At 44.3% G+C, this 26,339-nt stretch carries 23 protein-coding genes and 1 pseudogene; 14 read left to right on the top strand and 10 right to left on the bottom strand.

From position 1 onward, the window contains the following. Nucleotides 1–219 precede the first annotated feature (219 nt). The 7 genes from FTU82_RS04020 to rimI all read left to right on the top strand — a co-directional run bounded on the left by FTU82_RS04020 (nucleotide 220) and on the right by rimI (nucleotide 8,089). Complete coding sequence (locus FTU82_RS04020) at nucleotides 220–1,722, top strand: EcsC family protein (RefSeq protein ID WP_180101039.1); 1,503 nt, start codon at nucleotides 220–222, stop codon at nucleotides 1,720–1,722. Between the two features lie 154 nt (nucleotides 1,723–1,876). Beyond that, nucleotides 1,877–2,251, top strand: coding sequence for a 30S ribosomal protein S12 (gene rpsL, locus FTU82_RS04015; protein WP_002050319.1), 375 nt, complete (start codon nucleotides 1,877–1,879; stop codon nucleotides 2,249–2,251). Between the two features lie 178 nt (nucleotides 2,252–2,429). Further along, the gene (gene rpsG, locus FTU82_RS04010; RefSeq protein WP_004279240.1) at nucleotides 2,430–2,900 is read left to right on the top strand and encodes a 30S ribosomal protein S7; all 471 of its coding nucleotides are present in this window, start codon (nucleotides 2,430–2,432) and stop codon (nucleotides 2,898–2,900) included. 128 nt (nucleotides 2,901–3,028) lie between these two features. Continuing rightward, complete coding sequence (fusA, locus tag FTU82_RS04005; protein WP_005096016.1) at nucleotides 3,029–5,164, top strand: elongation factor G; 2,136 nt, start codon at nucleotides 3,029–3,031, stop codon at nucleotides 5,162–5,164. Between the two features lie 92 nt (nucleotides 5,165–5,256). Next, entirely contained in the window at nucleotides 5,257–6,447 is a 1,191-nt protein-coding gene (tuf, locus tag FTU82_RS04000; protein ID WP_005095265.1) for an elongation factor Tu, read from the top strand. A gap of 196 nt (nucleotides 6,448–6,643) precedes the next feature. Continuing rightward, a complete protein-coding gene (locus tag FTU82_RS03995; protein WP_005096018.1) occupies nucleotides 6,644–7,528 on the top strand; it encodes a metal-dependent hydrolase in 885 nt (294 codons plus the stop codon). 102 nt (nucleotides 7,529–7,630) lie between these two features. Next, on the top strand, nucleotides 7,631–8,089 hold the full coding sequence (rimI, locus tag FTU82_RS03990; protein WP_005096020.1) for a ribosomal protein S18-alanine N-acetyltransferase: 459 nt from the start codon (nucleotides 7,631–7,633) through the stop codon (nucleotides 8,087–8,089). A gap of 12 nt (nucleotides 8,090–8,101) precedes the next feature. Here rimI and FTU82_RS03985 read toward each other — a convergent pair whose 3' ends face one another. From FTU82_RS03985 to trxB, 3 genes are all read right to left on the bottom strand, one after another. Then, entirely contained in the window at nucleotides 8,102–8,917 is an 816-nt protein-coding gene (locus tag FTU82_RS03985) for an arginyltransferase (protein WP_005096022.1), read from the bottom strand. Between the two features lie 21 nt (nucleotides 8,918–8,938). Then, nucleotides 8,939–9,670, bottom strand: coding sequence for a leucyl/phenylalanyl-tRNA--protein transferase (gene aat / locus FTU82_RS03980; RefSeq protein ID WP_180000118.1), 732 nt, complete (start codon nucleotides 9,668–9,670; stop codon nucleotides 8,939–8,941). 92 nt (nucleotides 9,671–9,762) lie between these two features. After that, nucleotides 9,763–10,725, bottom strand: a complete 963-nt coding sequence (gene trxB / locus FTU82_RS03975) for a thioredoxin-disulfide reductase (protein ID WP_180086347.1) — start codon at nucleotides 10,723–10,725, stop codon at nucleotides 9,763–9,765. 250 nt (nucleotides 10,726–10,975) lie between these two features. Here trxB and FTU82_RS03970 point away from each other — a divergent pair, with 250 nt between their 5' ends. Then, nucleotides 10,976–14,035 (top strand): DNA translocase FtsK, encoded by a 3,060-nt coding sequence (locus FTU82_RS03970; protein ID WP_180086349.1) that lies wholly within the window; start codon nucleotides 10,976–10,978, stop codon nucleotides 14,033–14,035. 64 nt (nucleotides 14,036–14,099) lie between these two features. Here FTU82_RS03970 and FTU82_RS03965 read toward each other — a convergent pair whose 3' ends face one another. The 6 genes from FTU82_RS03965 to FTU82_RS03940 all read right to left on the bottom strand — a co-directional run bounded on the left by FTU82_RS03965 (nucleotide 14,100) and on the right by FTU82_RS03940 (nucleotide 18,864). Then, a complete protein-coding gene (locus FTU82_RS03965; RefSeq protein ID WP_005096030.1) occupies nucleotides 14,100–14,387 on the bottom strand; it encodes a PA4642 family protein in 288 nt (95 codons plus the stop codon). Nucleotides 14,388–14,830: 443 nt separating this feature from the next. Next, nucleotides 14,831–15,103, bottom strand: coding sequence for a cell division topological specificity factor MinE (gene minE / locus FTU82_RS03960; RefSeq protein ID WP_005096032.1), 273 nt, complete (start codon nucleotides 15,101–15,103; stop codon nucleotides 14,831–14,833). A gap of 2 nt (nucleotides 15,104–15,105) precedes the next feature. Next, the gene (minD, locus tag FTU82_RS03955) at nucleotides 15,106–15,918 is read right to left on the bottom strand and encodes a septum site-determining protein MinD (protein ID WP_005096033.1); all 813 of its coding nucleotides are present in this window, start codon (nucleotides 15,916–15,918) and stop codon (nucleotides 15,106–15,108) included. 66 nt (nucleotides 15,919–15,984) lie between these two features. Further along, nucleotides 15,985–16,695 (bottom strand): septum site-determining protein MinC, encoded by a 711-nt coding sequence (minC, locus tag FTU82_RS03950; protein ID WP_005096035.1) that lies wholly within the window; start codon nucleotides 16,693–16,695, stop codon nucleotides 15,985–15,987. 159 nt (nucleotides 16,696–16,854) lie between these two features. Beyond that, nucleotides 16,855–17,919, bottom strand: coding sequence for a preprotein translocase subunit SecA (locus tag FTU82_RS03945; RefSeq protein ID WP_180001728.1), 1,065 nt, complete (start codon nucleotides 17,917–17,919; stop codon nucleotides 16,855–16,857). 18 nt (nucleotides 17,920–17,937) lie between these two features. Next, a complete protein-coding gene (locus tag FTU82_RS03940) occupies nucleotides 17,938–18,864 on the bottom strand; it encodes an acyltransferase (protein WP_005172334.1) in 927 nt (308 codons plus the stop codon). A gap of 253 nt (nucleotides 18,865–19,117) precedes the next feature. On the opposite strand from FTU82_RS03940, the gene FTU82_RS03935 reads away from it, so the two are divergent. The 6 genes from FTU82_RS03935 (at nucleotide 19,118) to FTU82_RS03910 (ending at nucleotide 26,147) form a co-directional block, all read left to right on the top strand. Beyond that, nucleotides 19,118–19,771, top strand: a complete 654-nt coding sequence (locus tag FTU82_RS03935) for an OmpA family protein (RefSeq protein WP_005096041.1) — start codon at nucleotides 19,118–19,120, stop codon at nucleotides 19,769–19,771. A gap of 137 nt (nucleotides 19,772–19,908) precedes the next feature. After that, complete coding sequence (locus FTU82_RS03930; RefSeq protein ID WP_005096042.1) at nucleotides 19,909–21,948, top strand: UvrD-helicase domain-containing protein; 2,040 nt, start codon at nucleotides 19,909–19,911, stop codon at nucleotides 21,946–21,948. A 47-nt stretch (nucleotides 21,949–21,995) separates the two neighbouring features. Then, nucleotides 21,996–22,448 carry a dUTP diphosphatase gene (gene dut, locus FTU82_RS03925; RefSeq protein ID WP_005172331.1) on the top strand — a complete coding sequence of 151 codons (453 nt, stop codon included), beginning with the start codon at nucleotides 21,996–21,998 and terminating at the stop codon, nucleotides 22,446–22,448. 380 nt (nucleotides 22,449–22,828) lie between these two features. Next, nucleotides 22,829–24,247 carry a phosphomannomutase/phosphoglucomutase gene (locus tag FTU82_RS03920; RefSeq protein WP_074384136.1) on the top strand — a complete coding sequence of 473 codons (1,419 nt, stop codon included), beginning with the start codon at nucleotides 22,829–22,831 and terminating at the stop codon, nucleotides 24,245–24,247. A gap of 10 nt (nucleotides 24,248–24,257) precedes the next feature. After that, nucleotides 24,258–25,166, top strand: coding sequence for an acetylglutamate kinase (gene argB, locus FTU82_RS03915; protein WP_005096046.1), 909 nt, complete (start codon nucleotides 24,258–24,260; stop codon nucleotides 25,164–25,166). Nucleotides 25,167–25,298: 132 nt separating this feature from the next. Further along, entirely contained in the window at nucleotides 25,299–26,147 is an 849-nt protein-coding gene (locus tag FTU82_RS03910) for a class II glutamine amidotransferase (RefSeq protein WP_005096047.1), read from the top strand. 81 nt (nucleotides 26,148–26,228) lie between these two features. Here FTU82_RS03910 and FTU82_RS03905 read toward each other — a convergent pair. Continuing rightward, a pseudogene (locus tag FTU82_RS03905) lies at nucleotides 26,229–26,339 on the bottom strand (IS701 family transposase); the annotation flags it as partial.

Here is a 26,339-nt window from a genome sequence, read left to right as displayed (position 1 = left end):
ATCGCCAAATCCGGCCTCTAGCCTTATTTCATGATGGAGAACATGATAGCAGAAAGACTTTTGAAATCTTATGGCAAATGTTATGCCGTGTGACAGTCGGTTGGGTTTGTGAGTCGGCATGTAGGAATTTTACTAAATGACACAGAATAAAGTTGAGATAAATGCTGACTACACCTAGTATTTATATCAAATACAAGCACGTGAATGCTGAGGTAAAAAATGGTAAATGCTAATAATAAACAATCTAATGGTCTGATTTCGAATGCCTTTGGAGTGGCGAAAAAGTTCAGTTCAACCGGATTGGATTTATTGAATCATGTTGCACCAGACTCGGTGACGAAAGCACTTAAGCCGTCAAATTCCGGTCAGGTGATTGACGGTTCGGCGAAGACAAAAAGCGTTTTTTCGGCTAAAAAATATGATAATCCACAGCAAATGCTTCGTGAACATCTGCCAAATGTATCTCGCCAACTTCTAGGACACCGTTTTAATACCGTCAATAACGTGGCGCATTTTGTTTCTCCTGAACTGACGGAGAAAGTATCAGACTATTTTTATGACCGCCTTAACCAGTTTAGTAACCAGAGCAGTTCGGTCGATGCCATTCTGAATGAAGCAGGGGCAAAAGACTTGGAAGAATTGACTCAGGATGTCGATCGTTCCAAGCGAATTTCACAGGCTTTGGGTGAGCAAAACAAATGGATTGCAACGGTACAGGGTGCAATCAGCGGTGCTTCTGGGGTGCTTGGTACAGCGATTGATATTCCGGCTTCTTTGTTAATGGCGCTACGTACCATTTATCAGGTCGGTCGTTCTTATGGTTTTGACCTGAGCAAAGATGATGATCAGGAAATCGTACAACATATCTTTAGACAGCTGGACCTCGGCCTGATTGCTGAAAAGCAAACCTTATTATTGGGCTTAAAAGCGCTGAGTAATACAATTAAAACCCACGATATTTCCCAGCTTCAGGCCATGCTGGGTTCTGATAATGATATGAATGCCATCAAGCAATGGTTAAACAACCATGAGGGCGAGGCAAAATGGGAATGGGTGAACAATCTGCCAAAAATTTCTATTTTAGAAAAATTAACGAAATTGACACCATTGGCAAGTGCTGGAATCGGAGCAGTTTATAGTCACCGTTTTGTTGATGATGTAAATCAGAAAGCTCAAGAAGCTTTCTCACATGCTCGACAATATCTGATTCAGCATCAAGATTCGCAATTGTCTCCCTATGCGGCCTATGAAAAAGCAGTCAATTTATTGCAACAGGCTGCACCTAAATTATTAGACAGTTCATCTCAGTCGATCGAGGCGCCAAAAGACGAGCCAATTCTGGATCAGGATATTGCAATTGAAGGCAATGATACAATTACTCAGGTCAAACTGGTTAAGAAAGAAAAGAATGATCTCAGTTCTGAAGAAGCTGAAGTGAAAAAAGATGAAAAAGTCAGTGAAGGTCTAGATGCCCTCAGTGATGAATTGGTTGAACCTGTGGCAGATAAACAATCGCAACAGCCTGCTTTAACCAAAACTTCTTTTGATCCTGACGTGGAAGCAGAGATACAAGCAGATAATACTGCTGAAAATGAATCGGAGACCGTGGAAAATGAGGGGCTAGAGGGGCAGGATGCTGCTGATTCTGCATCTGAAACAGCCTCAACAACATCTAAAGTTCAAGATGTTACAAAAAAAACTGCGAAGAATCCGAAAAAGTAAATGAATTCTGAGAGAAAATAGCAGCATAGCGTATAGTTGTTATTATATTTGGTCGACCTGAGCAGGTTGACCAATTTTACATCTTGAATTACAATTGCATGCCCTCAAAAAGCAGTATGTTTTTGGGGCTTTTTATTAACGGGAGAATTGCCAAATGGCAACAACAAATCAGTTGATCCGTAAGGGTCGTACGACTTTAGTTGAAAAATCTAAAGTTCCTGCGTTGAAGGCTTGTCCACAGCGCCGTGGTGTTTGTACACGTGTTTACACAACTACACCTAAAAAACCTAACTCAGCAATGCGTAAAGTTTGCCGTGTTCGCTTAACTTCAGGTTTTGAAGTTTCTAGCTACATCGGTGGTGAAGGCCATAACCTGCAAGAGCACAGTGTTGTTCTTATCCGTGGTGGTCGTGTTAAAGACTTACCAGGTGTACGTTACCATACCGTTCGTGGTTCTTTAGACTGTGCTGGTGTTAAAGATCGTAACCAGTCTCGTTCTAAATACGGTACTAAACGTCCTAAGAAATAATTCGTCGAGAATTAAATTTTAAGAACGTAGAACCGCAATCCTTTATCGTCTCGCTTGTCTGATTTCTGCATTTAATTTTGTGAAATTCAAGCGACGTGTAGTAAGGCCAGCGAATGCACATGACACTTTGTGCTCATGCTGGATAAACCTGAAGTGTCATCTTTATAGGTAGTTTAAAATGCCAAGACGTCGCGTAGTCGCTGCTCGTGAAATCCTTCCGGATCCTAAGTTCAGCAGCCAAACAATCGCTAAATTCATGAACCACGTAATGCAGGATGGTAAAAAATCTATTGCTGAAAGTATCGTTTACGGTGCTTTAGACCGCGTTCAAGAAAAATCTAAAGTAGACCCAGTTGAATTTTTCGAGACTACTCTTGAAAAAGTTCGTCCTATGGTCGAAGTAAAAGCACGCCGTGTTGGTGGTGCTACATACCAAGTACCTATGGAAGTACGCCCATCCCGTCGTACTGCCCTAGCTATGCGTTGGTTAGTAGACGCTGCTGCTAAGCGTTCTGAAAAAACTATGGCTTTACGTCTTGCTGGCGAGTTGCTTGATGCATCTGAAGGCAAAGGCGCTGCGGTTAAGAAACGTGAAGATGTGCACCGTATGGCTGAAGCCAACAAAGCATTCTCTCACTACCGTTTCTAAGCAGATAAAACAGGCCCTATTCAGGAAAGTGCTAAAACCGTCATGGTTTTGTCACCAAAGCGCTTTAAGTTGCTATGCAGCTTAAAGCGTCCTGTTTTAAACAACAAAATTTAGGAATGCTAGAAATCATGGCACGTCAAACCCCAATTTCTCGTTACCGTAACATTGGTATTTCTGCGCACATTGACGCAGGTAAGACAACCACTTCTGAACGTATTTTGTTCTACACAGGTGAGAGCCATAAACTTGGTGAAACTCACGAAGGTTCGGCAACTACGGACTGGATGGAACAAGAGCAAGAACGCGGTATTACCATTACCTCAGCAGCTGTAACATGCTTCTGGAAAGGTATGGCGAACCAGTTCGAACAACACCGTATTAACGTAATTGACACCCCGGGACACGTTGACTTCACGATTGAAGTTGAGCGTTCTATGCGTGTTCTTGACGGTGCGTGCATGGTTTACTGTGCTGTAGGTGGTGTTCAGCCTCAGTCAGAAACGGTATGGCGTCAAGCAAATAAATATAAAGTTCCACGTATTGCGTTCGTTAACAAAATGGACCGTACTGGCGCGAACTTCTTCCGTGCAGTTGAACAAGTTAAAACACGTCTTGGCGGTAATCCAGTACCAATCGTTGTTCCAATCGGTGCAGAAGAAAACTTCCAGGGTGTTGTTGACCTAATCGAAATGAAAGCAATCATTTGGGATGAAGCATCTCAAGGTATGCAATTCGAATATGGCGACATCCCTGCTGACTTAGTTGCTACTGCTGAAGAATGGCGTACTAATATGGTTGAAGCTGCTGCGGAAGCATCAGAAGAACTCATGGACAAGTACCTAGAAGGCGAAGAGCTGACTAAAGAAGAAATCGTTGCTGGTATCCGTAAGCGTACATTGGCAAACGAAATTCAACCGATGCTTTGTGGTTCGGCATTCAAAAACAAAGGTGTTCAACGTATGTTGGATGCTGTAATTGAATTCTTGCCAGCACCGACTGACGTTGAAGCGATCAAGGGTATCCTTGACGACAAAGACGAATCTGAAGGTTCTCGTGAAGCGTCTGACGAAGCTCCGTTCTCTGCACTTGCATTCAAAATTATGAATGACAAATTCGTAGGTAACTTGACTTTCGTTCGTGTTTACTCAGGTGTTCTTAAAGCGGGTAGCCCGTGTTATAACCCAGTAAAAATGAAGCGTGAGCGTGTTGGCCGTATCGTACAGATGCATGCGAATGACCGTAAAGATATCGAAGAAATTCGTGCGGGCGACATCGCGGCATGTGTAGGTCTTAAAGACACAACGACTGGTGATACATTATGTGATGAAAACCACGTAATTACACTAGAGCGTATGGAATTCCCTGAGCCAGTAATTGCACTTGCAGTTGAGCCTAAAACTAAAGCTGACCAAGAAAAAATGTCAGTTGCTTTAGGTCGTTTGGCGAAAGAAGATCCATCATTCCGCGTACGTACTGATGAAGAATCAGGTCAAACCATTATTGCTGGTATGGGTGAACTTCACCTTGACATCATTGTTGACCGTATGAAGCGTGAATTCGGTGTTGAAGCCAACATTGGTAAACCAATGGTTTCTTACCGTGAAACGATCAAAAAGTCAGTTGAACAAGAAGGTAAATTCGTACGTCAAACTGGTGGTAAAGGTAAGTTCGGTCACGTATACGTACGTCTAGAACCGCTTGCTGAAGACGCTGGTAAAGACTACGAATTCGTTGAAGAAGTTGTAGGTGGTGTAGTACCTAAAGAATTCTTCGGCGCGGTTGACAAGGGTATACAAGAACGTATGAAGAATGGTGTACTTGCTGGTTATCCAGTAGTGGGCATCAAAGCGACATTGTTCGACGGTTCTTACCATGATGTCGATTCTGACGAATTATCGTTCAAAATGGCAGGTTCTTACGCATTCCGTGATGGTTTCATGAAAGCAGATCCAATTTTGCTTGAACCAATCATGAAAGTTGAAGTAGAAACTCCAGAAGACTACATGGGCGATATCATGGGTGACTTAAACCGTCGTCGTGGTATGGTTCAAGGTATGGACGATCTTCCTGGTGGTACTAAAGCCATTCGTGCTGAAGTTCCATTGGCTGAGATGTTTGGTTACGCAACTCATATGCGTTCTATGTCTCAAGGTCGTGCGACTTACTCTATGGAATTTGCTAAATATGCTGAAACTCCACGTAACGTGGCTGAAGGCATCATTTCTAAGTTCCAGTCTGGCGGTAAAAAAGGTGACGACGAGTAATCTTTCGATTACTATAAGCCCAAACTAATTCATAGTTAAACCCAAGTGCTCATGCAGTGATCCTGCATGAGTAGTTTAAAAAGGAAGATCTCATGGCTAAGGCTAAGTTTGAACGTAATAAGCCACACGTTAACGTGGGCACAATTGGTCACGTCGACCATGGTAAAACAACTTTAACAGCTGCGATTGCAACTGTATGTGCGAAGAAATTCGGTGGCGAAGCGCGTGATTACGCTGCAATCGACTCTGCACCAGAAGAAAAAGCACGTGGTATTACAATTAATACTTCACACGTAGAATACGATTCTCCAACTCGTCACTACGCTCACGTAGACTGCCCGGGCCACGCCGATTATGTTAAAAACATGATTACTGGTGCTGCTCAGATGGACGGCGCGATCCTTGTATGTGCTGCGACTGATGGTCCTATGCCACAGACTCGTGAACACATCCTGCTTTCTCGTCAGGTAGGTGTACCTTACATCGTTGTATTCTTGAACAAATGCGACCTTGTAGATGACGAAGAGCTTCTTGAACTGGTTGAAATGGAAGTTCGTGAACTTCTTTCTACTTATGACTTCCCGGGCGATGACACTCCAGTGATCCGCGGTTCTGCACTTGCTGCACTTAACGGTGAAGCTGGTCAGTATGGCGAAGACGCTGTTGTTGCACTGGTTGAAGCACTTGACTCTTACATTCCAGAGCCAGAACGTGCTATCGACCTTCCATTCCTTATGCCAATTGAAGACGTATTCTCAATCTCTGGTCGTGGTACAGTAGTAACTGGCCGTGTAGAGACTGGTATTGTTAAAGTAGGCGAATCAGTTGAAATCGTTGGTATCCGTGATACTCAAGTAACTACAGTTACTGGTGTTGAAATGTTCCGTAAATTGCTTGACGAAGGTCGTGCAGGCGAGAACTGTGGTGTTCTTCTACGTGGTACTAAGCGTGAAGACGTACAACGTGGTCAAGTATTGACTAAACCAGGTGCGATCAAGCCACACACTAAATTCGATGCGGAAGTATACGTACTTTCTAAAGAAGAAGGTGGTCGTCACACTCCATTCCTTAACGGTTACCGTCCACAGTTCTACTTCCGTACTACGGACGTAACTGGTGCGATCGCGCTTAAAGAAGGCGTGGAAATGGTTATGCCTGGTGACAACGTTGAGATGTCAGTAGAGCTAATCCACCCAATCGCAATGGACCCAGGTCTACGTTTTGCGATCCGTGAAGGTGGTCGTACAGTGGGTGCTGGTGTAGTTGCTAAAGTAACTGCATAATCGCTGATTGTGTAAAAAAAGCGCCTCTTTGAGGCGTTTTTTTTGTCTGGATTTTTGTCAGACAATCACTCATGAGTGTCCTTAACTGATAGTGTGATGACCTAAACTGCACTTATTTATACGATAAAAATCAATAAAACTAGGCTCAATAAAACAAATAATAGATTCAGGCAGCTGTGCTTGAAAGGAGCCTACAATGAACGTAAAAGTAAAAATTTCAGAGCGTGCTGGTGCAAGCTTTCCTGTTCGTCGTATGAATTTTGATTTTGATCATGTCCCGGAATACTGGATGCATGGATCAGCCGGTTTAACGCATTTTATGACCGCCTTATCTGCACTGTTTCCGGCAGGTGAAAAGTTCTTTATCGATAGCGTTCGGGCCGTGCGTCAGCATCCAGCGATCAAAGATAATGCAGAATTGCAAAAAGAAATTTCTGCCTTTATTGGTCAAGAAGCTATGCACACGCATGAACATGTCGGTTTTAATGCCTCCGCACAGCGCTATGGACATGATGTCGAGACACTGGATCATTATACCGATCAGGTGATTCAGACCACGCGTAAAGTCATGGCCAAACTGCTGAAGCCAGTTGGCATTAGCCAAGAAATGGTGGATTTGACTGCAACCACAGCACTGGAACATTTTACCGCGACCATCGCAACGCAGTTGTTAAGTAACGCTCATATCCAGGAACTGATGACTGATAAAACCATGAAAAATATGTGGATGTGGCATGCGATTGAAGAAAATGAACATAAAGCGGTGGCCTATGATGTGTTTGAAGCTGTCTTTGGTAACGGTTTAAAAGCCTATGCGCTACGGACCTCATCTTTGGTCATTTCGATGGCAACCTTAGCTGTTGTACAAAGCTATTTTCTGGCACGTTTACTCAAGCAGGACAATCAATTGAATTTGGAATCGCTGAAATCGATATATACCTACGCGTATAGCCCATCAAAAGGGGTAATTACGGGCATGGGTCGTGAAATGTTAATGTACTTTAAACCTGGCTTTCATCCAAATGCTCATGATACACATGGCCTGTTAACAGTCTGGAAAGCCAAACTCGGACTTGAATAGGACTGAAAATTAAAGAGCGATTGAAATTGCTCTTTTTTTTACTCGATTTTTTGGATGAAGTTTCTATAATGCGGAAGTTAATTCTATATAAGATGAACGAAGATGATTCGTTTAATGCAAGCAGCGGATGTAGCAGCCGTTGCAAAGATTGAAAAATCTGTTCAATCACATCCCTGGACTTTAAAACAGTTTGAAGATGCGGTGACTGCTTATCAAAGTACCGTGATCGAGCAGCAAGGGCAGGTGCTGGGATTTTGTATTTTACAACCGGTGCTGGATGAAGCCAATTTACTGCTTATGGCAATTGATCCGGCCCAGCAAGGTCAGGGCTTGGGTTATCAATTATTGGATGCCTCAGTCGCCATGCTGAAAAATAATCCGGTGCAGATTTTCCTGGAAGTGCGCGAAACTAATATTGCTGCCATCAAGCTTTATGAGAAGTCAGGCTTTCATCAGATTGATTTACGCAAAAATTATTATCCGGGTTCAAACGGAACACGCGAACATGCCATCATTATGGTCAAGGCATGTACGGATGACTTTGCTAGCCTGTTCAAATAGAAACTGACGACCTTATTTAATAATCTGGTGATTCCATCCGCTGGGTAAGGTCGTCATCAATGAGTTTCCCAGGTGCTGAATCTCCAGCTCACTCAGCGCACGGTTTAAACGTCGCCATTGGCCATCAATCAAGAGTTCTAGAGGCAGATACTGAGATTTATAATTCATCTTGTTGGAGTGTGGCACCCAATAACCGAGGTAGATGAATTGCAAGCCAAGTTTTTGCGCATGTTCAATCTGCTTCAAGATTGCAAATGCACCGAGAGAGCGGCGATTTTCATCCGGATCGAAGAAGGTATATACAGCCGAGATGCCATCATCTAGCAAGTCGCAGGTGGAAACACTGATCAAGCGATCATCCAGCCATAATTCTAAAAAGAAGCTATCCGTACAACTTTGCAATAAAAACTTTTCGAACTGATCGCGACTCGGGGGGAACATGTCCCCATCTGCGTGGCGTTCATTGATATAGCGTTCATACAGCGCATAATGCGTATCACCGGCCTGCTCTGGACTGGTAATTTTCACCCGAAGATCCTGATTGCGTTTCCAGGCTTTTTTTTGTGAACTGTTCATGGAAAATTCAGCCACTGGCACGCGTGAAGATAAGCATTGACGACACAGATGACATTCCGGACGATAAACAAAATCGCCACTGCGCCGGAAACCGGTGCGCGACAGTTCTGACAGGGTCAGTACATCAATGCGATGCGCAGGATCCAGAAAAACCATACGTGCCGACTTATTGGGCAAGTAGCTGCAATCGTGCGGCGGCGTAATATAATACTGTAAATCGTTCAGTAGGGACTTTGGCTGATAAGAGTTCATAACAAGTACCCTCTGTTATTTTCATTCACTGAGTCGCGCGTTTTGCGCTATTGTTTTACTTGAAAATACACCCTCTTGATACTTTTTCCAATCGATAGCAGGCTGTTTTACAACATCTTGTAACGAATTAAGATAGTCTTGGCGAGAAAGTGTACAGGCGCCGAGGCTTAAAAGATGGTCATTGACCAACTGGCAGTCAATCCAGGGCAGCTTATTTTCCTGCCCAATCAGCATTAAAGTATAAAAAGCCATTTTAGAAACATCGGTCTGCGTACTAAACATGGACTCACCAAAACAACCCTGTCCAATCGTTACACCATAAAGCCCACCTACAATGCGATTTTCATCCCAGATCTCAATACTATAGCCATATCCGGCATCGAACATGTCGCAGTATCCTGCGATAATATCTTCACTGATCCAGGTATCTTCTGCATAAGCACGCGGCAATGAGCAGGAACGAATCACCCTTTCAAAAGCATGATTGACCGTGATTTGATAATCCCATTTTTTCATATTGCGGATCAGGGATTTACTTGGATGATAATCATGGGGCCGAATAATGCAGCGCGGTTCCGGACTCCACCAGCAAATAGGTTCTCCCTCAGAAAACCAGGGAAATAAGCCATGGGTATAGGCTTCAAAAAGTGTGGAAGGGGAGAGGTCAGCACCAATACAAATCAGTCCTTCGCCTTCAGGGTCAACCTGCATCGGGTCAGGGAAGATAAATTGTGAGGGAGAAAGTAGATGCATGGCAAACCTGAAATAAAACTATAGATGAATCATAAGCTAATTCTAGCAATAAAAAAGCCGCCCATAATGGACGGCATTTTTATTCTTGCTGCTTAGTCTAGTTTGCCTATCGCATCAAGATATTTTTCTGCATCGAGTGCAGCCATACAGCCTGAACCCGCAGAAGTAATGGCCTGACGGTAAATGCTGTCAGCAATATCGCCCGCAGCAAATACGCCCGGTACCGAAGTTTGGGTTGCATTACCCGCAGTACCACTTTGCACCTGAATATAACCGTCGCGCAGCTGCAACTGACCGTCAAACATTGAACTGTTTGGCTTATGGCCAATGGCAACAAACATACCCGTTACATCGACGTTTTGAGTAGAGTCATCCTGGGTCGACTTGATACGTACTGAGGTCACACCAGATTGTGCATCCCCTAAAACTTCATCGACCTGATGGTTCCAGATAATGCTGATCTTGCCTTCTTTTTCTTTAGCAAATAAATGATCTTGCAAGATTTTTTCAGAACGTAATGAATCACGGCGATGAACCAGAGTCACATGCGAAGCGATATTGGATAAGTATAAGGCTTCTTCAACAGCGGTGTTACCACCACCCACAACCATGACTTTCTGGTTTTTGTAGAAGAAACCATCACAAGTGGCGCAAGCGCTGACGCCTTGACCCATAAAGGCAGCTTCAGATTCAAGACCTAAATATTGAGCTGTTGCACCGGTACAGATGATTAAAGCATCACAGGTAAATTCGTCCATATCGCCTTTCAATACGAAAGGGCGCTGGTTTAGATCTACTTCATTGATATGGTCATACACGATTTCAGTGCCAAAGCGCTCTGCATGCGCCTGCATACGCTCCATCAATGCTGGACCGGTTAAGCCTTCAGGATCACCAGGCCAGTTATCCACGTCCGTGGTCGTGGTCAATTGGCCGCCCAGTTGCAAACCGGCAATGAGGGTTGGTTTTAGGTTTGCACGCGCTGCATAGACTGCTGCGCTGTAGCCTGCGGGGCCAGAACCTAAAATAATCAGTCGTGAGTGACGTGCGCTCATCAGCTGTATCCTTTTTTATTTAGAAATTTATTGAATTATACGTGAAACTGTATAACAGTGGGGTGAGATTAAAGTCGATATTATTGATCATTGAAATCGATTTGGGCTATATATAATAAGTACACAGTGTGCTTGCACAATAGTGCATCTTTTTTCACAGAACAGGTGCATAATATGCCTTTTATTGCGTCGCTTTTTTCAAGCATTGAAGCAAAAGAATATTCATGAAGAATTGGTTACAGGACAGTATATGACAGCGGTGTCGAGTGCCTATGCACAGCGCTTAGTAATGACATTATTTTTAGTCTCATTTGGGATTTATCTGTTTCTTGCAACAGTGACCTATACGCCATTTGATCCGGGATGGATGCATATCTCTAGTGATACGCAGACCGTTTCGAATGCCAGTGGGGTTGCGGGTGCCTGGATTGCAGACCTTTTGTTTGGCTTTCTCGGTTGGGCAAGCCTGCTGATTCCTGTCTATCTGTTTATGGAAGCGGTTCAGGTCTGGTGGCCACGTAGCTTCCTGAACCGGCCATTCCGCTATGCTGCGCAATTCTTCCTGTTATTGACCACGTCAGCACTGCTGTTTTTATTCTGGCAAGTGCCTGCCGATACGCTGGATAACTCTTCCGGCGGTATTATTGGCTATGAATTAGGCCAGAGTTTAGAACAGTTGCTGACGGTATATGGTGCTGCATTCTTCCTGTTGGTATTTTGGGTGATGTTATTTACACTGGCCTTTGGGGTGAAGTGGAACAAGACCTGGAGCAGTCTCAAAGCAACACCGGCTTATTTACAGGATCTGTTCTATCGCAATATCCCTGAAGGTATGTCCGATTTTGACCGGACTGCGCCTGTGGTTAAAAAAGAGCCAGTGAATGCTGCGAAGAAAATGGTCGCAGTAACCCCTGCACCTGAGCATGAACTGGTAGACATCGATCCGGTAGTGCGTGATCAGGTTGCTGAACGCTTATTTGATGATTTTGCTGATAAAGAATCGCAGCAGCCACAGTTACATGACGATATTCCTGAGGCTGTACAGCAGGCTCCTGAGCCAGTCGAGACATTGAAGCAAGCACCGCAAGTGCCGCAACAGCCAGACCGCGTCGTGGCAACAGGCGAAGTATGGCGTGCCTTACATTCCAGTGAAGATCAGCGCCATAAACAGGATATTGATGCATTACTTAAAGCTGCGGAAGAAGAGCAGCATAGTGCTCCAGCCTCACACTTGGCGGTTTCTCAAGCTGTGCCGTCTCAACATGTTCAAGCCAGAACAGCGCCTGCTACGCATACTGGGCTGGACTGGGATGATGATGAAATCTTTGATGAACTTCTGGCTGCCGTTCCACAAGGGAAAACGGCGACAGATGTGCATAGTCCATTTAATGCTGCGCCTGCTGCAAACCCCCAGAGCTTTTCCGAAGAAGTTACAAGCGCGGCGCCGGTTCTGGCATCTGTCGCAACAGCACATGTAGTCAAAAATAGTGCATTGCAAGCCGATCTGGATGACCTGGGTGATTTGCTGATTGAAGAAGATGAGCCAAGACCAAGCCAACCGGTACGCAGCTCTAGCTATGCGCAATCTTCTGCTTTTGTACAGGCCCCGATTCAGCATCAAGTTATAGCACAACCGGTATCTGATTCTTCTGCAACTCATGCCGCAGTACGCGAGGCTTTATCTAAAGAAGAATTTGTAGAAGCCTGGCAAGAAACGGCTGGCAAACCACAAGATGAAGACGAGTTTGATTTTGATGCACCTTTAACTGATGCTTCAGGCCGTCCGATGTCACGTGCGATGCAGGTGGCTGAGCGCCGTAAAGATCTATCGCCTCTTCCGGGTCTGGACCTGCTGGATGAAGTCGATCCGAATAAAAAAGTGAATTTCACTGAAGAACAATTGTCGCGTTTATCTGAACTGCTTGAAATCAAACTGCAGGAATTCAATGTCAAAGCCAAGGTGGTTGAAGCACAGCCGGGCCCAGTGGTGACACGTTTTGAACTGGATCTGGCGCCGGGTGTGAAGGCCTCTAAAGTCACTAATATTTCCCGAGATTTGGCACGCTCGATGTCGATGGCATCGGTACGTGTGGTTGAAGTGATTCCTGGTAAACCGTATATCGGGATTGAAGTGCCGAACAGCAGCCGTGAAATGGTACGTTTGATCGAGCTTCTGACCATTCCAGCCTTCACTGATCCGAACAGTATTCTTTCCATGGCAATGGGTAAGGATATTTCCGGTAATCCGGTAATTGCTGACTTGGGCAAGGCACCGCATATGCTGGTGGCGGGTACCACGGGTTCAGGTAAATCGGTGGCAGTCAACTCGATGATTCTATCGATGTTGCTCAAATACAGCCCTGAACAGTTGCGTTTGATTCTGATCGATCCAAAGCAACTGGAACTGGCTAACTATAATGATATTCCACATTTATTGACGCCTGTCGTCACCGATATGAAAGATGCAGTCAACGCATTAAATTGGTGTGTCAATGAAATGGAACGTCGCTATAAACTGATGTCTTTCCTGAAAATTCGTAAACTCAGTGACTATAACCGCAAGGTCGAAGAAGCGATTGCCAATGGTGAAGACCTGATCGATCCAACCTGGAAGGCCAGTGATTCAGTGGTGGGTGAGCGTGCACCGCGTTTAACGCCGTTGCCTTCGATTGTGATTGTCGCGGATGAATTTGCTGACATGATCATGCAGGTCGGTAAAAAAGCTGAAGAAATGATTACGCGTCTGGCACAAAAATCCCGTGCGGCCGGTATTCACTTGCTGCTTGCCACTCAGCGTCCATCGGTGGATGTGATCACCGGTTTAATCAAAGCCAATATTCCGACCCGTGTGGCACTGCGTGTCAACTCAAAAATTGACTCACGTACTATTCTGGATGCAGGCGGTGCAGAAGACTTGCTCGGTCATGGTGATATGCTCTTCCTGGGGCCTGGTAAAATTGAGCCTGAGCGTGTGCATGGCGCCTTTATTGCCGATGATGAAGTGAACCGGATTTGTGATGCATGGCGTGAACGTGGTGCGCCCAATTATGTCGATGAAATCCTGACGCCGTATGATGAGGAACCATCAAGTCGCGGTTTTGAAGAGGGTGGAGAGGGTGGCCCAGATCGAGATGCACTGTATGATCAGTGCGTAGCATTTGTACTCGAAACCCGTAAGGCTTCAACGTCTTCGCTACAGCGTAAATTTAGTCTGGGGTATAACCGTGCTGCGCGGATCATTGACCAGATGGAAGAGAACGGTATTGTCAGTGGCATGGGTGCCAATGGTAAACGCGAGATTCTGGTTTAAGTTTCTCTATGCTGAACCATAAAAAAGCCTGCAATTGCAGGCTTTTTTAATACGGTAGCTAAAATCAGGCAAACTTCGCCAATACCGCCAAGAACTCGGCACTTTGACGCGGGAAGGTGGCAATCACGTCATGAATGCGTTGCCCTTCAGGATTGGTTGCATTGACATCACGGCCATCAGCGACAAATTTCGTCAACAGGCGTTCATAATCAAATGGACGCATATGCTTGAAAGCATGATAAAGCACATGAAAGTCAGCATTTACACCTGCAGGAGGAAGCTGATTCAGGTAGGCAAATACACGCTCATCTGACCATTCTTCGTTAAAGGTCGCTGGTTGAGATAATGCCATCGCAATTTCCTTAATCTAATGTAGTTTTTTCGGCATGAAAAAAGGCAAAATTTGTATGAGCAAGAGACAGTGTCTTTTGAGCTGACTCTGTCGACTAGAAACATTGTTTCTAGTCTTGGGATTGAGTAAATCCTTAAAAGCCGTGCTTTAATTTACTGATCCAGTCCACTCAAAGCCTAGCTTCTCGACTTGCGGCCGGGTAAAGCAGTATTTACGACCAGCCCACTCGAAGCATAGCTTCTCGACTTGCGGCCGGGTAAAGCAGTATTTACGACCAGCCCACTCGAAGCTTAGCTTCTCGTCTTGCGGCTGGGTAAAGCAGTATTTACGACCAGCCCACTCGAAGCCTAGCTTCTCGTCTTGCGGCCGGGTAAAGCCGTGCTTTACTAATCCGGCCTCATATTTTGCCTTGAATCAATTTGCTTGACCAATCAAAAATCAGATTATCGTTCTTCAGGTAAATTGATATTCATCTCAAGCATTTCAATATTGGCTTCAGAACGTACCGACATTTGAATATGCTGCTCATCGACACCACGTACATAGCGATTGACCACTTGCATGATTTCTGTCTTCATCTGATCAATTTTGTCCTGGCTCAAGCGACGACCCAAGCCTTGTTCGGAAGCAACGATAACCTTCAAACGGTCTTTAGCAGTCCGTGCGCTTGATGGTTTATCCTCGCCACTAAAAAGTTTACTCCAGAATCCTGCCATGTCTACGCTCCAAATAGTCGTGCTAACCAGCCCTTAGGTTTTACCTCGATATGACGGTAAGGACGTTCTTCGCCAAGGAAACGTGCCACGAGGTCATCATAAGCCTGACCTGCTGCAGCCTCAGTAAAAAGAATCACCGGCTTACCTTCGTTCGATGCCTGTAAAACACTTGGACACTCAGGAATAACGCCCAAGGTCGGTACACGTAAAATATCTTTAGAAATATCGTCAATCGTCAGCATTTCCTGTTTATCGGCACGTTCCGGGTTGAAACGGGTAATACACAGATGCTTACGAATGCGACCTTCGTTTTGTTCTACTTTTTTAGTTTTACTGTCAAGCATGCCAATGATACGGTCAGAGTCACGTACTGATGAAATCTCAGGATTGGTGACAATGATGGCTTCATCAGCATGGTACATGGCCAAAATAGCACCACGTTCAATACCGGCAGGTGAATCACAGATAATGTAATCAAATTCCTGCGAAAGTTCATCCATTACACGAGCAACACCTTCATCTGTTAAGGCATCTTTATCACGTGTTTGTGATGCAGGTAAAATATATAAATTTTCAATATCTTTATCGCGAATCAGTGCTTGCTGTAATCGTGCTTCGTTATTTAAAACATTCACAAAATCATAAACTACACGGCGTTCACAGCCCATAATCAAATCAAGGTTACGTAAACCTACATCGAAATCGATCACAACAGTTTTGTGACCGCGTAGGGCTAAACCTGTTGCAAAAGATGCACTTGTTGTAGTTTTACCTACACCACCTTTGCCTGACGTTACGACAACAATTTTCGCCACCGAATCCACTCCTGTTATGGTTCAAATCCCCTGTTTAAAATGGGGTTTTTGGTATTTATTTATACATTAAAATTGTAGAGCTTCAAATACAAGCTCTTGTTGATCATTCAAGTAAATATGCACTGATTTCTTAACGACATGCGGGGGAATATCATCCGCTACGCAATAGGTTCCCGCAATCGAGATCAGTTCTGCTTCAAGGCTGTGACAGAAAATACGAGCTGCCGTATTCCCCCCGACACCTGCAATGACACGACCACGTGCGCTGCCATACACATGGATATTGCCTGAAGCAATCAGTTCTGAACCACTGTTGATGCCGGCATTGATAATAATGTCGCCATTATGCTGCACAATACATTGGCCCGTCCGCAGAATTTCATCATGATATGAGGTCACATGCGCAACGATCGGGGCAGCAGCTGCCTGATCATCACTTGTCGCTGCTTCTGGCTTAACTTCTACCACCTGTTCTTTCGTGGCTTTCACTTCTTCTAACTGGCGATCGGGTGGCAGAACCGGGAACTGAATGGAACGCGCCTGATCACCCAGTAAACCCTCAGTCACGGCCATTGGCTGTACATCTAAGTCGATTAACAGCTGAATCAGGGCAATCAGTTCCTGTTCAACTGAACTCTCAATGACGGCCAAAGTGCCAGATGGGAATGCAGCTTGTAATTTTGGGCTAAGTTGCTGGCGGATGGCATCATGATCATTGGTATCTAAGCTAATGCGTATTGCATTGACCATTCTGCCTTTTATCCGTATATCAGCCATAATTCTTCCTTAAATACTTCTGACTTGCTGGTTTTATGTCGAAGCAATGTTGTAAATAGTGCAAATCCTAGAACAAATTGGCGTAATTCTCTAGCGATCTCAGTTATTTTTTTATGCCAACAGAACCGGATGATTTTATCTGGTTCTGCACTTTAAATGTTATCTATCTATTAAGCGCTGATTTTGCTCATGTTCTTCTAAAATCTGTTGCCACTGTTTGACTTTCACCTGTTTTTGGATCGCTTCAAGTGTTTCAAAAACAGCCGATTCGACCAACTTATCAATATGTGGATTATGTTCAATCTGAATCTGGCTGATTTTATCTGAAATTAGGGTAAAAGTCGGATTTTCTTTTTGGCCGGTATGAGTAAAGGGATCAATCAGACCTTGGGTGATATTTTCCCCTAGACGTTGGCCAATACTTTGAATTTGTTGTTCAATCCGGCTACCGACAAGTGGAATTAATCGCAATAACTGGGTCAGTTCCGGGGTGTCTTCAATGGCTTGATTGACTACTTGCCCGACATTTTTAGCAATCATGGAACGTTGTGCCTGCAACTCTTTACCCAAAGATTCCTGCAAGATGTCTGCCAAGGCAACTGCCAGTAATTTACGATGATGTTCTACCAAATCATCAATCAATTTTTTATGTGATGTACTGGTGCTGAGTTCACGCTTAATACCGTCCAGTACAGTCAGCACCACACGGCTGGAAAGCTCCTCCATGAGCATGTTGTAATAAAAATTGCCTTGACGATACCAGCGCTCGGGAATGACTTTATAACCGTGACTATGCAAGTTATAGCCAATCGCGACCGCACGTAACAGACGCAGAAAGCGCAGTTGTGGAATAATGGAGAGAATTTCATACCAATGTACGAATGGAAAAAACCACCAGCGCCGATGATGGCGCTGAACAATGGCAATGCCCCAACGTGCCAGTAATTCACAGATCAGGAAGGTGGTAAACCAGCCCTCAGTAATGACCACCCAAGGGCGTAAATCACTTTTATAAAACTGCAAGATTTCCGGTAAACGAATGAAGTCAAACAACCATTGACCAAAATCGCTCATTAAAATGGCGTTGGCACTGAGACAAAATAGATTAATGATGATTAAGACCATCATAAAAATGTCGTAAATCAGCGCAACTTTCCAGCCCCAGGTGCCTTTACGAATAAACTTAAATGAGCTAGAGGTGATGTCGGGGTTGTCGTTCTTCATAGTTACTCAGGCAAAAAATCAGACAGCGCTTTGGTCAAAGTTCTGCTGCATTTGCGCTATTAGTTGATCTTTTTCAGTCCAGATTTGATCAATCCATTTCTGGAAACGTGCACGGTATTCAGCATCATCTTCATAATTGCCGCCGAGTACCCAGTCAGGAATCTCAATTTTTCTTAAATTTACCGCAATTCGTGGCACTTCACCTAACCAAAATTCACCATAACCCGGAATACCGTCCGGATAAACGATGGTCATATCGACCAGCGCATCAATTTTATCGCCGAGAATACTCAGCGCCAAAGCCAGACCACCGGCCTTAGGTTTAAGTAAGTATTTGTAAGGAGACTGCTGCTGATCATGTTTGTCTTGGGTAAAACGCGTGCCTTCCAGATAATTTAACAGGGTAAAGGGCTGACTGATCAGCTGCTCACAGGATTTACGTGCTTCTTCCATATCGCGGTATTTTAGCGCAGGATTTTTAGCAATCTGTTCCTTGCTATGCCGTTTCATCATCGGAAAACCTAAGATTTTAAAGGCTTGACCGACAAAAGGAATAAAAATAAGTTCCCATTTTGTAAAAAAACGCGTCAGCGGCATACGGGTCAAGCCGAAGTACTGATTGACGGTGGTATCGACCCAGCTTTGATGATTACAGGTCATCAAATAACGGCCCTGCATATTTAAATCAAGTGATTCATCTACTGTTATTTGCCATTCGGTATTGTTGAGCACATTGTCAATCAGCCAGTTATTGACGCCTAACCAGCTGTTGGTAATCTTGATATTGGTTTCATCAACTTTTGCAGATTTTTTAAAAAACTTGGTAAAACCCAGCGCCAGAACCGGAGGGCCATGAAAAAAAGTACTGCCTGTCATCACTGAGGTGACAGCCAAGCCACGTGTAAGTTTTTTTAAAGTTGCTTGTTTATTGCTATTCGATGACATATCAAAACAGTCCCCAGAGATTAGTCGCTTAAATTTTTTCATATTTTGAATAATATAATGAGAGTGAGGCAAATAAAAAAGCCTAAAGGCCTAACTATGAAGATATTGTGATGAAGTCCATTGTTTTAGTTACATATAAACATTACAAAATATTGCGAAACGATTTATTATTAACAAAAATTCAATGGTTATCCCGTTCAATTTAAATCATTATTTCGCTTATACAACAAAGCATACAATAAGGAGTCATGCGATGCGTGCACTAGTAATTTCAGCAGCTGTAGCAGGGGCCGTAGCACTTACAGGTTGTCAATCAACTGGTAATAACCTCGGTGGTGTGGAATATGATAAAGCTGCTTTAGGTACTTTAATTGGTGCTGCAGCAGGTTACGGTGTTTCTAAGAGTAATGCGAATACCAGCCGTCAAAACAACCGTGCAGCAGCGATTGGTGCTGTTGTTGGTGGTGCAGCAGGTGTTTATCTTGATAACAAAGAGAAAAAATTACGTCAAGCAACAGCCGGAACTGGCGTAGATGTTAACCGTAATGCAGATGGTTCGATTAACCTTGTAATGCCAGGTAGCATTACATTTGATACCAACAAATCGAACATCAAACCAAACTTCTATGGCACTTTGAATAAAGTGGCTCAAGTATTAACCGAAGATAACAACAGCGGTATTTTGGTCACTGGCTATACAGACAGTACCGGTAATGACTCAATCAACATCCCGTTGTCTCAAGCACGTGCTAACTCTGTAGCAACTTATTTATCAGGTCAAGGTGTTTCACGTACACGTATTAATGCTCAAGGTTTAGGTTCAGCCAACCCGATCGCAGACAATACAACTGCGGCGGGTAAAGAACAAAACCGTCGTGTAGAAATCGCGGTATATGCTGTTCAATAATCTTTAAACGCATATAAAAAAACCACCTTCGGGTGGTTTTTTTATATCTGAACATTGACCTGATTAATCGTATTTTAAATTAGGCAACTGAGGCAGAGATGACTATAATCGGAGCCGAATCTAGAAGAGGAAGCCATATGTCACTCGCCAGTCAGTTAAATGACAAGCAACTTGAAGCCATGAAATACACTCAAGGACCCTTGTTAGTACTTGCAGGAGCGGGTTCAGGCAAGACTTCAGTGATCACGCGAAAAATCGCATATCTTGTCAAGCATTGCGGGATTCCTGCGCATCGTATTACTGCAATGACCTTTACCAACAAAGCGGCACGTGAGATGAAAGAGCGTGTCAGCAAATTGTTAACCCGTGAAGAAAGTAAAGGCGTTTCAGTTTCGACTTTCCATACCTTTGGCCTGAATATGCTGCGTCTGGAGCTGAAACATACCCCCCTTAAAAATAATTTTTCGATTCTGGATGCTGACGACTGCAAACGTATTCTGATGGATTTGATGCATCGTGACAATTTATCCGGTGCAGAAAGCAAAGAACTGATTGCCAAAGCCATGAAAATGATCTCGGACTGGAAAAATGATCTGATTCCACCCGAGCAGGCGCATACCACTTGTGAAACTGCCGAAGATGTCCAGTTTGCGCATTTATATCAGCTTTATGAACGTAATCTGCGTGCCTATAATGCCGTAGATTTTGATGACCTGATCGTGATGCCGACACGTCTGCTACAGGAAAATGCCGAAGTACGGGATAAATGGCAAAACCGGGTGCGTTATTTGCTGGTCGATGAATATCAGGACACCAACACTGCACAGTATATTCTGGTGAAATTGCTGGTTGGCGTAATGGGGCAGTTCACCGCCGTAGGCGACGATGACCAGTCCATCTATGCTTGGCGTGGCGCCAAACCGGAAAATATGGCCTTGCTGCAACAAGATTTCCCGAATTTAAAAGTGATTAAACTGGAACAGAACTATCGTTCGACCAGTCGTATTCTTAAAGCAGCCAACACCGTGATTGGCAATAACCCGCATATTTTTGATAAAAAACTCTGGTCAGACAAAGGCCATGGTGAAGTGATCCGGGTGATTACTTGCCGTAATGATGATGATGAAGCAGAACGCGTGGTCAAAGACCTGATCACGCATAAATTGATGAATGGGAAAAGCTGGAAAGATTATGCGGTATTATATCGCGGCAATTTTCAGGCGCGTATTTTAGAAACCCATCTCCGTCAGATGCAGATTCCGTATAAATTGTCTGGCGGTCAATCTTTTTTCGCGCGTGCCGAAATCAAGGACATGATGAGTTATTTACGCCTGATCATTAACCCTGAAGATGACAGCGCTTTCCTACGGATTATCAATACGCCAAAACGTGCCATTGGGCCGGTGACACTGGAAAAACTGGGTCTCTTTGCTCAGGAAAATAACCTGTCACTGCTGGCTGCGGCAGCGGATCAGCGTTTGACCATGGCGATTCCGAAAAAGGCCACCACACAGTTGGCAGAGTTTGCCGACTTCATTGAGGGCTTTACCCGCAATTTACTTGATGATGATGAACCGGTACCGATCATCCGTCAGATGATGATTGAAGCCGGTTATATCGATTACATCAAGGAAACTGCAGCCACGCCGGCACAGGAAAAAACCAAGCTCGACAATATTGAAGTGCTTTACAGCAGCATCCAAAGCCTGATTAACCGCGCTGAAGATGTCGATGAAAAAAATATTGAAAGCGTGATTCGTAAAATGGTGCTGCTGGATATGCTGGAGCAGCAACAGGAAGAAGAAGATACTGACAAAGTCAACTTGTTAACCTTACATGCTTCTAAGGGGCTTGAGTTCCCTTATGTCTATCTGATCGGGCTGGAAGAAGAAATTCTGCCGCATAAGAACTCGATTGCTGCGGAGACGGTTGAAGAGGAACGTCGCCTGATGTATGTCGGGATTACCCGTGCACGTCAGGGTCTGACCATTACCTTGGCCGAACAGCGCAAGGCTGGCGGACAGATGAAGCAAATGACTCCAAGCCGTTTTCTGGATGAATTACCGGAAGATGAACTGGAATGGTTAGGTCGCAAGAAAAAGCTGGCGGGTAATATCGATCCGAAATTACAGGCGCAGCATTATCTGGATAATTTGCGCAATCTTATCAAACGATAAACTTCAACGCTTATACATATTTTAAATGCAACAACAGGAATGAACACATGAAAGTTCAGGTGAAAGTCCTTGACTCGCGTCTCGGTCAGGAATGGCCATTACCGACTTATGCCACCACAGGTTCAGCAGGATTGGACTTGCGTGCCTGCGTCCATGAAACGACAGTGATTGAACCGGGTCAAACCGTTTTAGTGAAAACAGGCTTGGCGATTTATATCGAAGATCCTGCTTTTGCAGGTCTGATCTTGCCACGTTCAGGTTTAGGTCATAAGCACGGGATTGTGCTGGGTAATCTGGTAGGTCTTATCGATTCAGATTATCAGGGTGAATTGATGGTATCGGTCTGGAACCGGAGTCAGACTGCTTTCAGTCTGGAGCCGGGTGAACGTTTGGCGCAATATGTGCTGGTGCCGGTAGTACAAGCTGAATTTGATCTGGTCAGTGAATTTGAAGCCACTGAGCGTGGTGCTGGTGGCTTTGGCCATACCGGTAAAAACTAAAGAGAAGATGACCTGCAAACAATGAATGGATGTAGGTCATTTCTTAAATACAACAAAGTAAATCCTAAACATAATGTGACGCTTAAAATGGAGTTAAAAATAAAAATTTATTTTCTATATAAATAGAGTTATTCAAAATTGAAATTTATATCTTTATTTTAATTTTAGCCGGGGAAATTAAAAATAAATATAATTAAATAAGGACTATTTCATCACAGAAATTTTCTGATTATTCAGTTAACGGTAATATTTTTATAATTGATTGTTACATTGAAATGGTTTAAAAGTAGCGGGTCTTAAAACAAAAACAAATGTTTAAAGTCATGATGATGAAATAAGTCATTTTATATCTCCTTATATTTAGTGAAAAGAACAGTTTTATGGGATCTATGAATCATCTATTCCCTATGCACATTTTTCGAGCCTATGACATACGCGGTAAAGTCAGTGTACTGGGTGCTGGGATTATCGATGCAATTGCTCACGGTTTAGCACAGCAATATCAGGCTGCGCGACAGACACGTGTCGCAATTGGCTATGATGCACGGCTTAGCAGTCCGGCTTTTGCAGAAACCATTCGCCGTATTTTTCAAGCTTATTCGATTGAAGCCACCATTGTCGGTTGTTGTTCCAGTCCGATGCTGTATTTCACCGCACGGCAATTTGATGGCAATGGCATCATGGTCACGGCCAGTCACAATCCCAAAGAAGATAATGGTATTAAATGGATTGTCTCTGGTGAGCCGCCTTGCCCAGAGATGATCCAGCAGGTGGCTCATCTGGCCAAACCACATTATAGCAATCAGCAGCTTTGCCTAGACGAACAGACTCATCAAGTTATTCCAGAATTTTGTCTAAAATATCAGCATGGTATATTAAAAGATATCCAGTTGAAGCGCTCATTTAAAGTGGTTCTGGATGGTCTGAATGGTTCAGCCGGGCGCTGTGCCAATCTGGTGCTTCAAAAAATGGGTTGTGCGGTGATGGCTTTGCGTTGTGATGCCAATGGGCATTTTCCAGACCATGCACCAGATCCTTCGCAAGACAAACATCTGGAGACTTTACGCCAAAGCATCATGCAACAGCAGGCTGATCTGGGCATTGCCCTGGATGGCGATGGCGATCGCGTGGTCTTGATTGATGCACAGGGCCAGATTATCACGGCGGATCAGTTACTGTGCCTGTTTGCCGAAATTTGCCTCACTGACTCAGCACCACGCAAGTTTGTTTATGATGTCAAATGTTCAACCCTGGTGCGAGACACCGTGCAACGTTTGGGCGGTGAGCCGGTGATGATTCGTACCGGAAGCTCATTTCTGAGAACTTATCTGGCACAATCTCAGCAGCAGGCGATTTTTGGTGGAGAATATGCCGGGCATTATGTCTTTAATGATGGCCGTGGCTGGGGCTATGATGATGGACTCTATGCAGCGCTCAGAGTCATGGAATATCTGGATCAAACTGGTCAAAGTCTTGCACAAGCTTTAGCGGCTTATCCGAAACGGCATGGGACCGAAGATCTTTATATTGCAACGCATCATGTGCATCCGGTTGAACTTTTAGACTTTGTTGAACAGCAATCTGAAAGAATTCGTGCGCAAATCAGTAAAATTGATGGGATACGTCTTGATTTTGAGGATGGTTTTGGCATCATTCGAGCATCCAATACAGGTGAGTATTTCACAGTGCGCTTTGATGCCAATGATGCTCAGGGCCTGAATGAAATTCGTCAGCTGTTTGTAGCCATGTTGCGTGACCGTTATCCACAGATCGCTCAAGATATTTTAGATGCTCAATAAGGAGAGGCGAATGCCAAATCAACAAACAGGCATCGACAAAGCACAGATTTTGACAGAAGCTTTGCCGTATATTCAACGCTTTGCGGGTAAAACCCTGGTAGTAAAATACGGCGGTAATGCGATGACCGATCCTGAGCTGGAAAGTTCATTTGCACGTGATATCGTATTATTAAAAACGGTTGGTATTAATCCGATTGTGGTGCATGGTGGGGGGCCACAAGTCGATTCCATGCTGAAACAGTTGGGCCGTGAATCAGACCGTATCGACGGGATGCGCGTGACTGATCCTGCCACGATGGAAGTCGTGGAAATGGTACTTGGCGGTAGTGTCAATAAATCGATTGTGAACCTGATCAACCAGCATGGTGGTCGTGCCATTGGCTTGACCGGTAAAGACGGCAACCTGATTCGTGCACAAAAACTGCTGATGGAAAAAGTGGCTGAAGATGGTTCGGTTCAGCAAATTGATTTGGGTCTGGTCGGTGAAGTCGTTGGCGTAAAAACCGATGTGCTGGAAATGTTCACCAACAGCGATTTCATTCCCGTGATTGCACCGCTGGGCGTGGATGAAGAAGGCAATACCTATAACATCAATGCAGACTTGGTGGCAGGTAAAGTCGCAGAAGCCCTAGGTGCAGAGAAGCTGATTCTGCTGACCAATATTACAGGTGTTCTGGATGAAAATAAAAACCTGCTGACGGGTTTAAGCACTCAGGAAGTTGACCGTCTGATTGAAACAGGCGTGATCTATGGTGGCATGATTCCTAAAGTCGGCTGTGCACTGGATGCGGTCAAAGGCGGCGTAGTGAGCGCGCATATTGTAGATGGTCGTGTGCCACATGCCAGCTTATTGGAAATTTTTACCGATCATGGCGTTGGTACACTGATTACCAACCGTGCCCATCCACCTCGTCCATAAGTTGTTTTTTTGCGGAAAAGAGCCTCAATTGAGGCTCTTTTTTATCTCTATTTATAACTGATAGCTATTTGAAATGACTCGGGTAGTCATGCACAATAAGCATCTAAGAAAATAGAAAGCTGAAACCAGACCATGTGCCAACTGCTCGGAATGAATTGTGCCACCCCGACGGATATTACCTTTTCATTTCGTGGGTTTTCCCAGCGGGCCGGAATTACCTCGGATCATGCCGACGGTTTTGGAATTGCTTTTTTTGAGGATAAAGCCTGTCGCCTATTTGTCGATAACCAGTCTGCGGTTGAATCTCCGATTGCCGAGCTGGTGCGTAACTATCCGATCAAATCCCGTAATGTGATTGCGCACATCCGTAAAGCCACCCAAGGCAAAATCAATCTGGAAAATTCGCATCCATTTAGCCGCGAACTGTGGGGCCGGCAGTGGATTTTTGCCCATAATGGCGATTTGCATGAGTATTTTCCGGTGCTGAGTGGCCGTTTTACCCCAGTCGGCAATACTGATAGTGAGCGCGCTTTTTGCTATTTGCTCGATCAGCTGGTCAAACGCTTTGGTTATGATGAACCGAGTCTGGATCAGGTCTTTGAACTACTTGCTGAGGTTTCACCTGCGATTGCAGAACACGGCACTTTTAATTTCTGTCTTTCCAATGGGCAGGCGCTGTTTAGCTATGCCATTACCAAATTGCACTGGCTGGTGCGTGAATACCCGTTTAGACCGGCACAGCTGATTGATATTGATGTCGAGGTGGACTTTAGTCAGGTCACTACGCCTAAGGACAGGGTTGCGGTTATTACCACCGAGCCATTGACACAAAATGAGGAATGGACCGCTTTTCAGCCGGGTGAAATGATTCTGTTTAAAGAGGGTGCCAAGTTCCGTTCGCAACTGACTCGGGTAGATCGGTTGGAACGGGAACGTCTAGATCCGTCCTTAAAACGTGTGACCAAAGCAGATTTATATTAAAAATAGATTTTTTTATTTTAAAGATGGGATTTAATTCCTATTTTTTAATATCTTTTTTATTTAAATAGGACTTACGCACTATTATTTATAGATTCTCTGTGGTAGCAGATGATTTTTATCGAGAATAAAGTCATCAATGAAGTTTTTGATAACTGGTCTAAATAATTTCTTCTGCCAACGATATACATTTTC

Source organism: Acinetobacter sp. YH12151 (genome assembly GCF_013418355.1).
Taxonomy (GTDB): Bacteria; Pseudomonadota; Gammaproteobacteria; order Pseudomonadales; family Moraxellaceae; genus Acinetobacter; species Acinetobacter pseudolwoffii.
This window is presented reverse-complemented; position numbering and strand designations above follow the sequence as displayed.

Coding starts and splice junctions, on each gene's coding strand:
- FTU82_RS04020 (WP_180101039.1), top strand. CDS start 220: ATGGTAAATGCTAATAATAAACAATCTAATGGTCTGATTTCGAATGCC.
- rpsL (WP_002050319.1), top strand. CDS start 1,877: ATGGCAACAACAAATCAGTTGATCCGTAAGGGTCGTACGACTTTAGTT.
- rpsG (WP_004279240.1), top strand. CDS start 2,430: ATGCCAAGACGTCGCGTAGTCGCTGCTCGTGAAATCCTTCCGGATCCT.
- fusA (WP_005096016.1), top strand. CDS start 3,029: ATGGCACGTCAAACCCCAATTTCTCGTTACCGTAACATTGGTATTTCT.
- tuf (WP_005095265.1), top strand. CDS start 5,257: ATGGCTAAGGCTAAGTTTGAACGTAATAAGCCACACGTTAACGTGGGC.
- FTU82_RS03995 (WP_005096018.1), top strand. CDS start 6,644: ATGAACGTAAAAGTAAAAATTTCAGAGCGTGCTGGTGCAAGCTTTCCT.
- rimI (WP_005096020.1), top strand. CDS start 7,631: ATGATTCGTTTAATGCAAGCAGCGGATGTAGCAGCCGTTGCAAAGATT.
- FTU82_RS03985 (WP_005096022.1), bottom strand. CDS start 8,917: ATGAACTCTTATCAGCCAAAGTCCCTACTGAACGATTTACAGTATTAT.
- aat (WP_180000118.1), bottom strand. CDS start 9,670: ATGCATCTACTTTCTCCCTCACAATTTATCTTCCCTGACCCGATGCAG.
- trxB (WP_180086347.1), bottom strand. CDS start 10,725: ATGAGCGCACGTCACTCACGACTGATTATTTTAGGTTCTGGCCCCGCA.
- FTU82_RS03970 (WP_180086349.1), top strand. CDS start 10,976: ATGACAGCGGTGTCGAGTGCCTATGCACAGCGCTTAGTAATGACATTA.
- FTU82_RS03965 (WP_005096030.1), bottom strand. CDS start 14,387: ATGGCATTATCTCAACCAGCGACCTTTAACGAAGAATGGTCAGATGAG.
- minE (WP_005096032.1), bottom strand. CDS start 15,103: ATGGCAGGATTCTGGAGTAAACTTTTTAGTGGCGAGGATAAACCATCA.
- minC (WP_005096035.1), bottom strand. CDS start 16,695: ATGGCTGATATACGGATAAAAGGCAGAATGGTCAATGCAATACGCATT.
- FTU82_RS03945 (WP_180001728.1), bottom strand. CDS start 17,919: ATGAAGAACGACAACCCCGACATCACCTCTAGCTCATTTAAGTTTATT.
- FTU82_RS03940 (WP_005172334.1), bottom strand. CDS start 18,864: ATGTCATCGAATAGCAATAAACAAGCAACTTTAAAAAAACTTACACGT.
- FTU82_RS03935 (WP_005096041.1), top strand. CDS start 19,118: ATGCGTGCACTAGTAATTTCAGCAGCTGTAGCAGGGGCCGTAGCACTT.
- FTU82_RS03930 (WP_005096042.1), top strand. CDS start 19,909: ATGTCACTCGCCAGTCAGTTAAATGACAAGCAACTTGAAGCCATGAAA.
- dut (WP_005172331.1), top strand. CDS start 21,996: ATGAAAGTTCAGGTGAAAGTCCTTGACTCGCGTCTCGGTCAGGAATGG.
- FTU82_RS03920 (WP_074384136.1), top strand. CDS start 22,829: ATGGGATCTATGAATCATCTATTCCCTATGCACATTTTTCGAGCCTAT.
- argB (WP_005096046.1), top strand. CDS start 24,258: ATGCCAAATCAACAAACAGGCATCGACAAAGCACAGATTTTGACAGAA.
- FTU82_RS03910 (WP_005096047.1), top strand. CDS start 25,299: ATGTGCCAACTGCTCGGAATGAATTGTGCCACCCCGACGGATATTACC.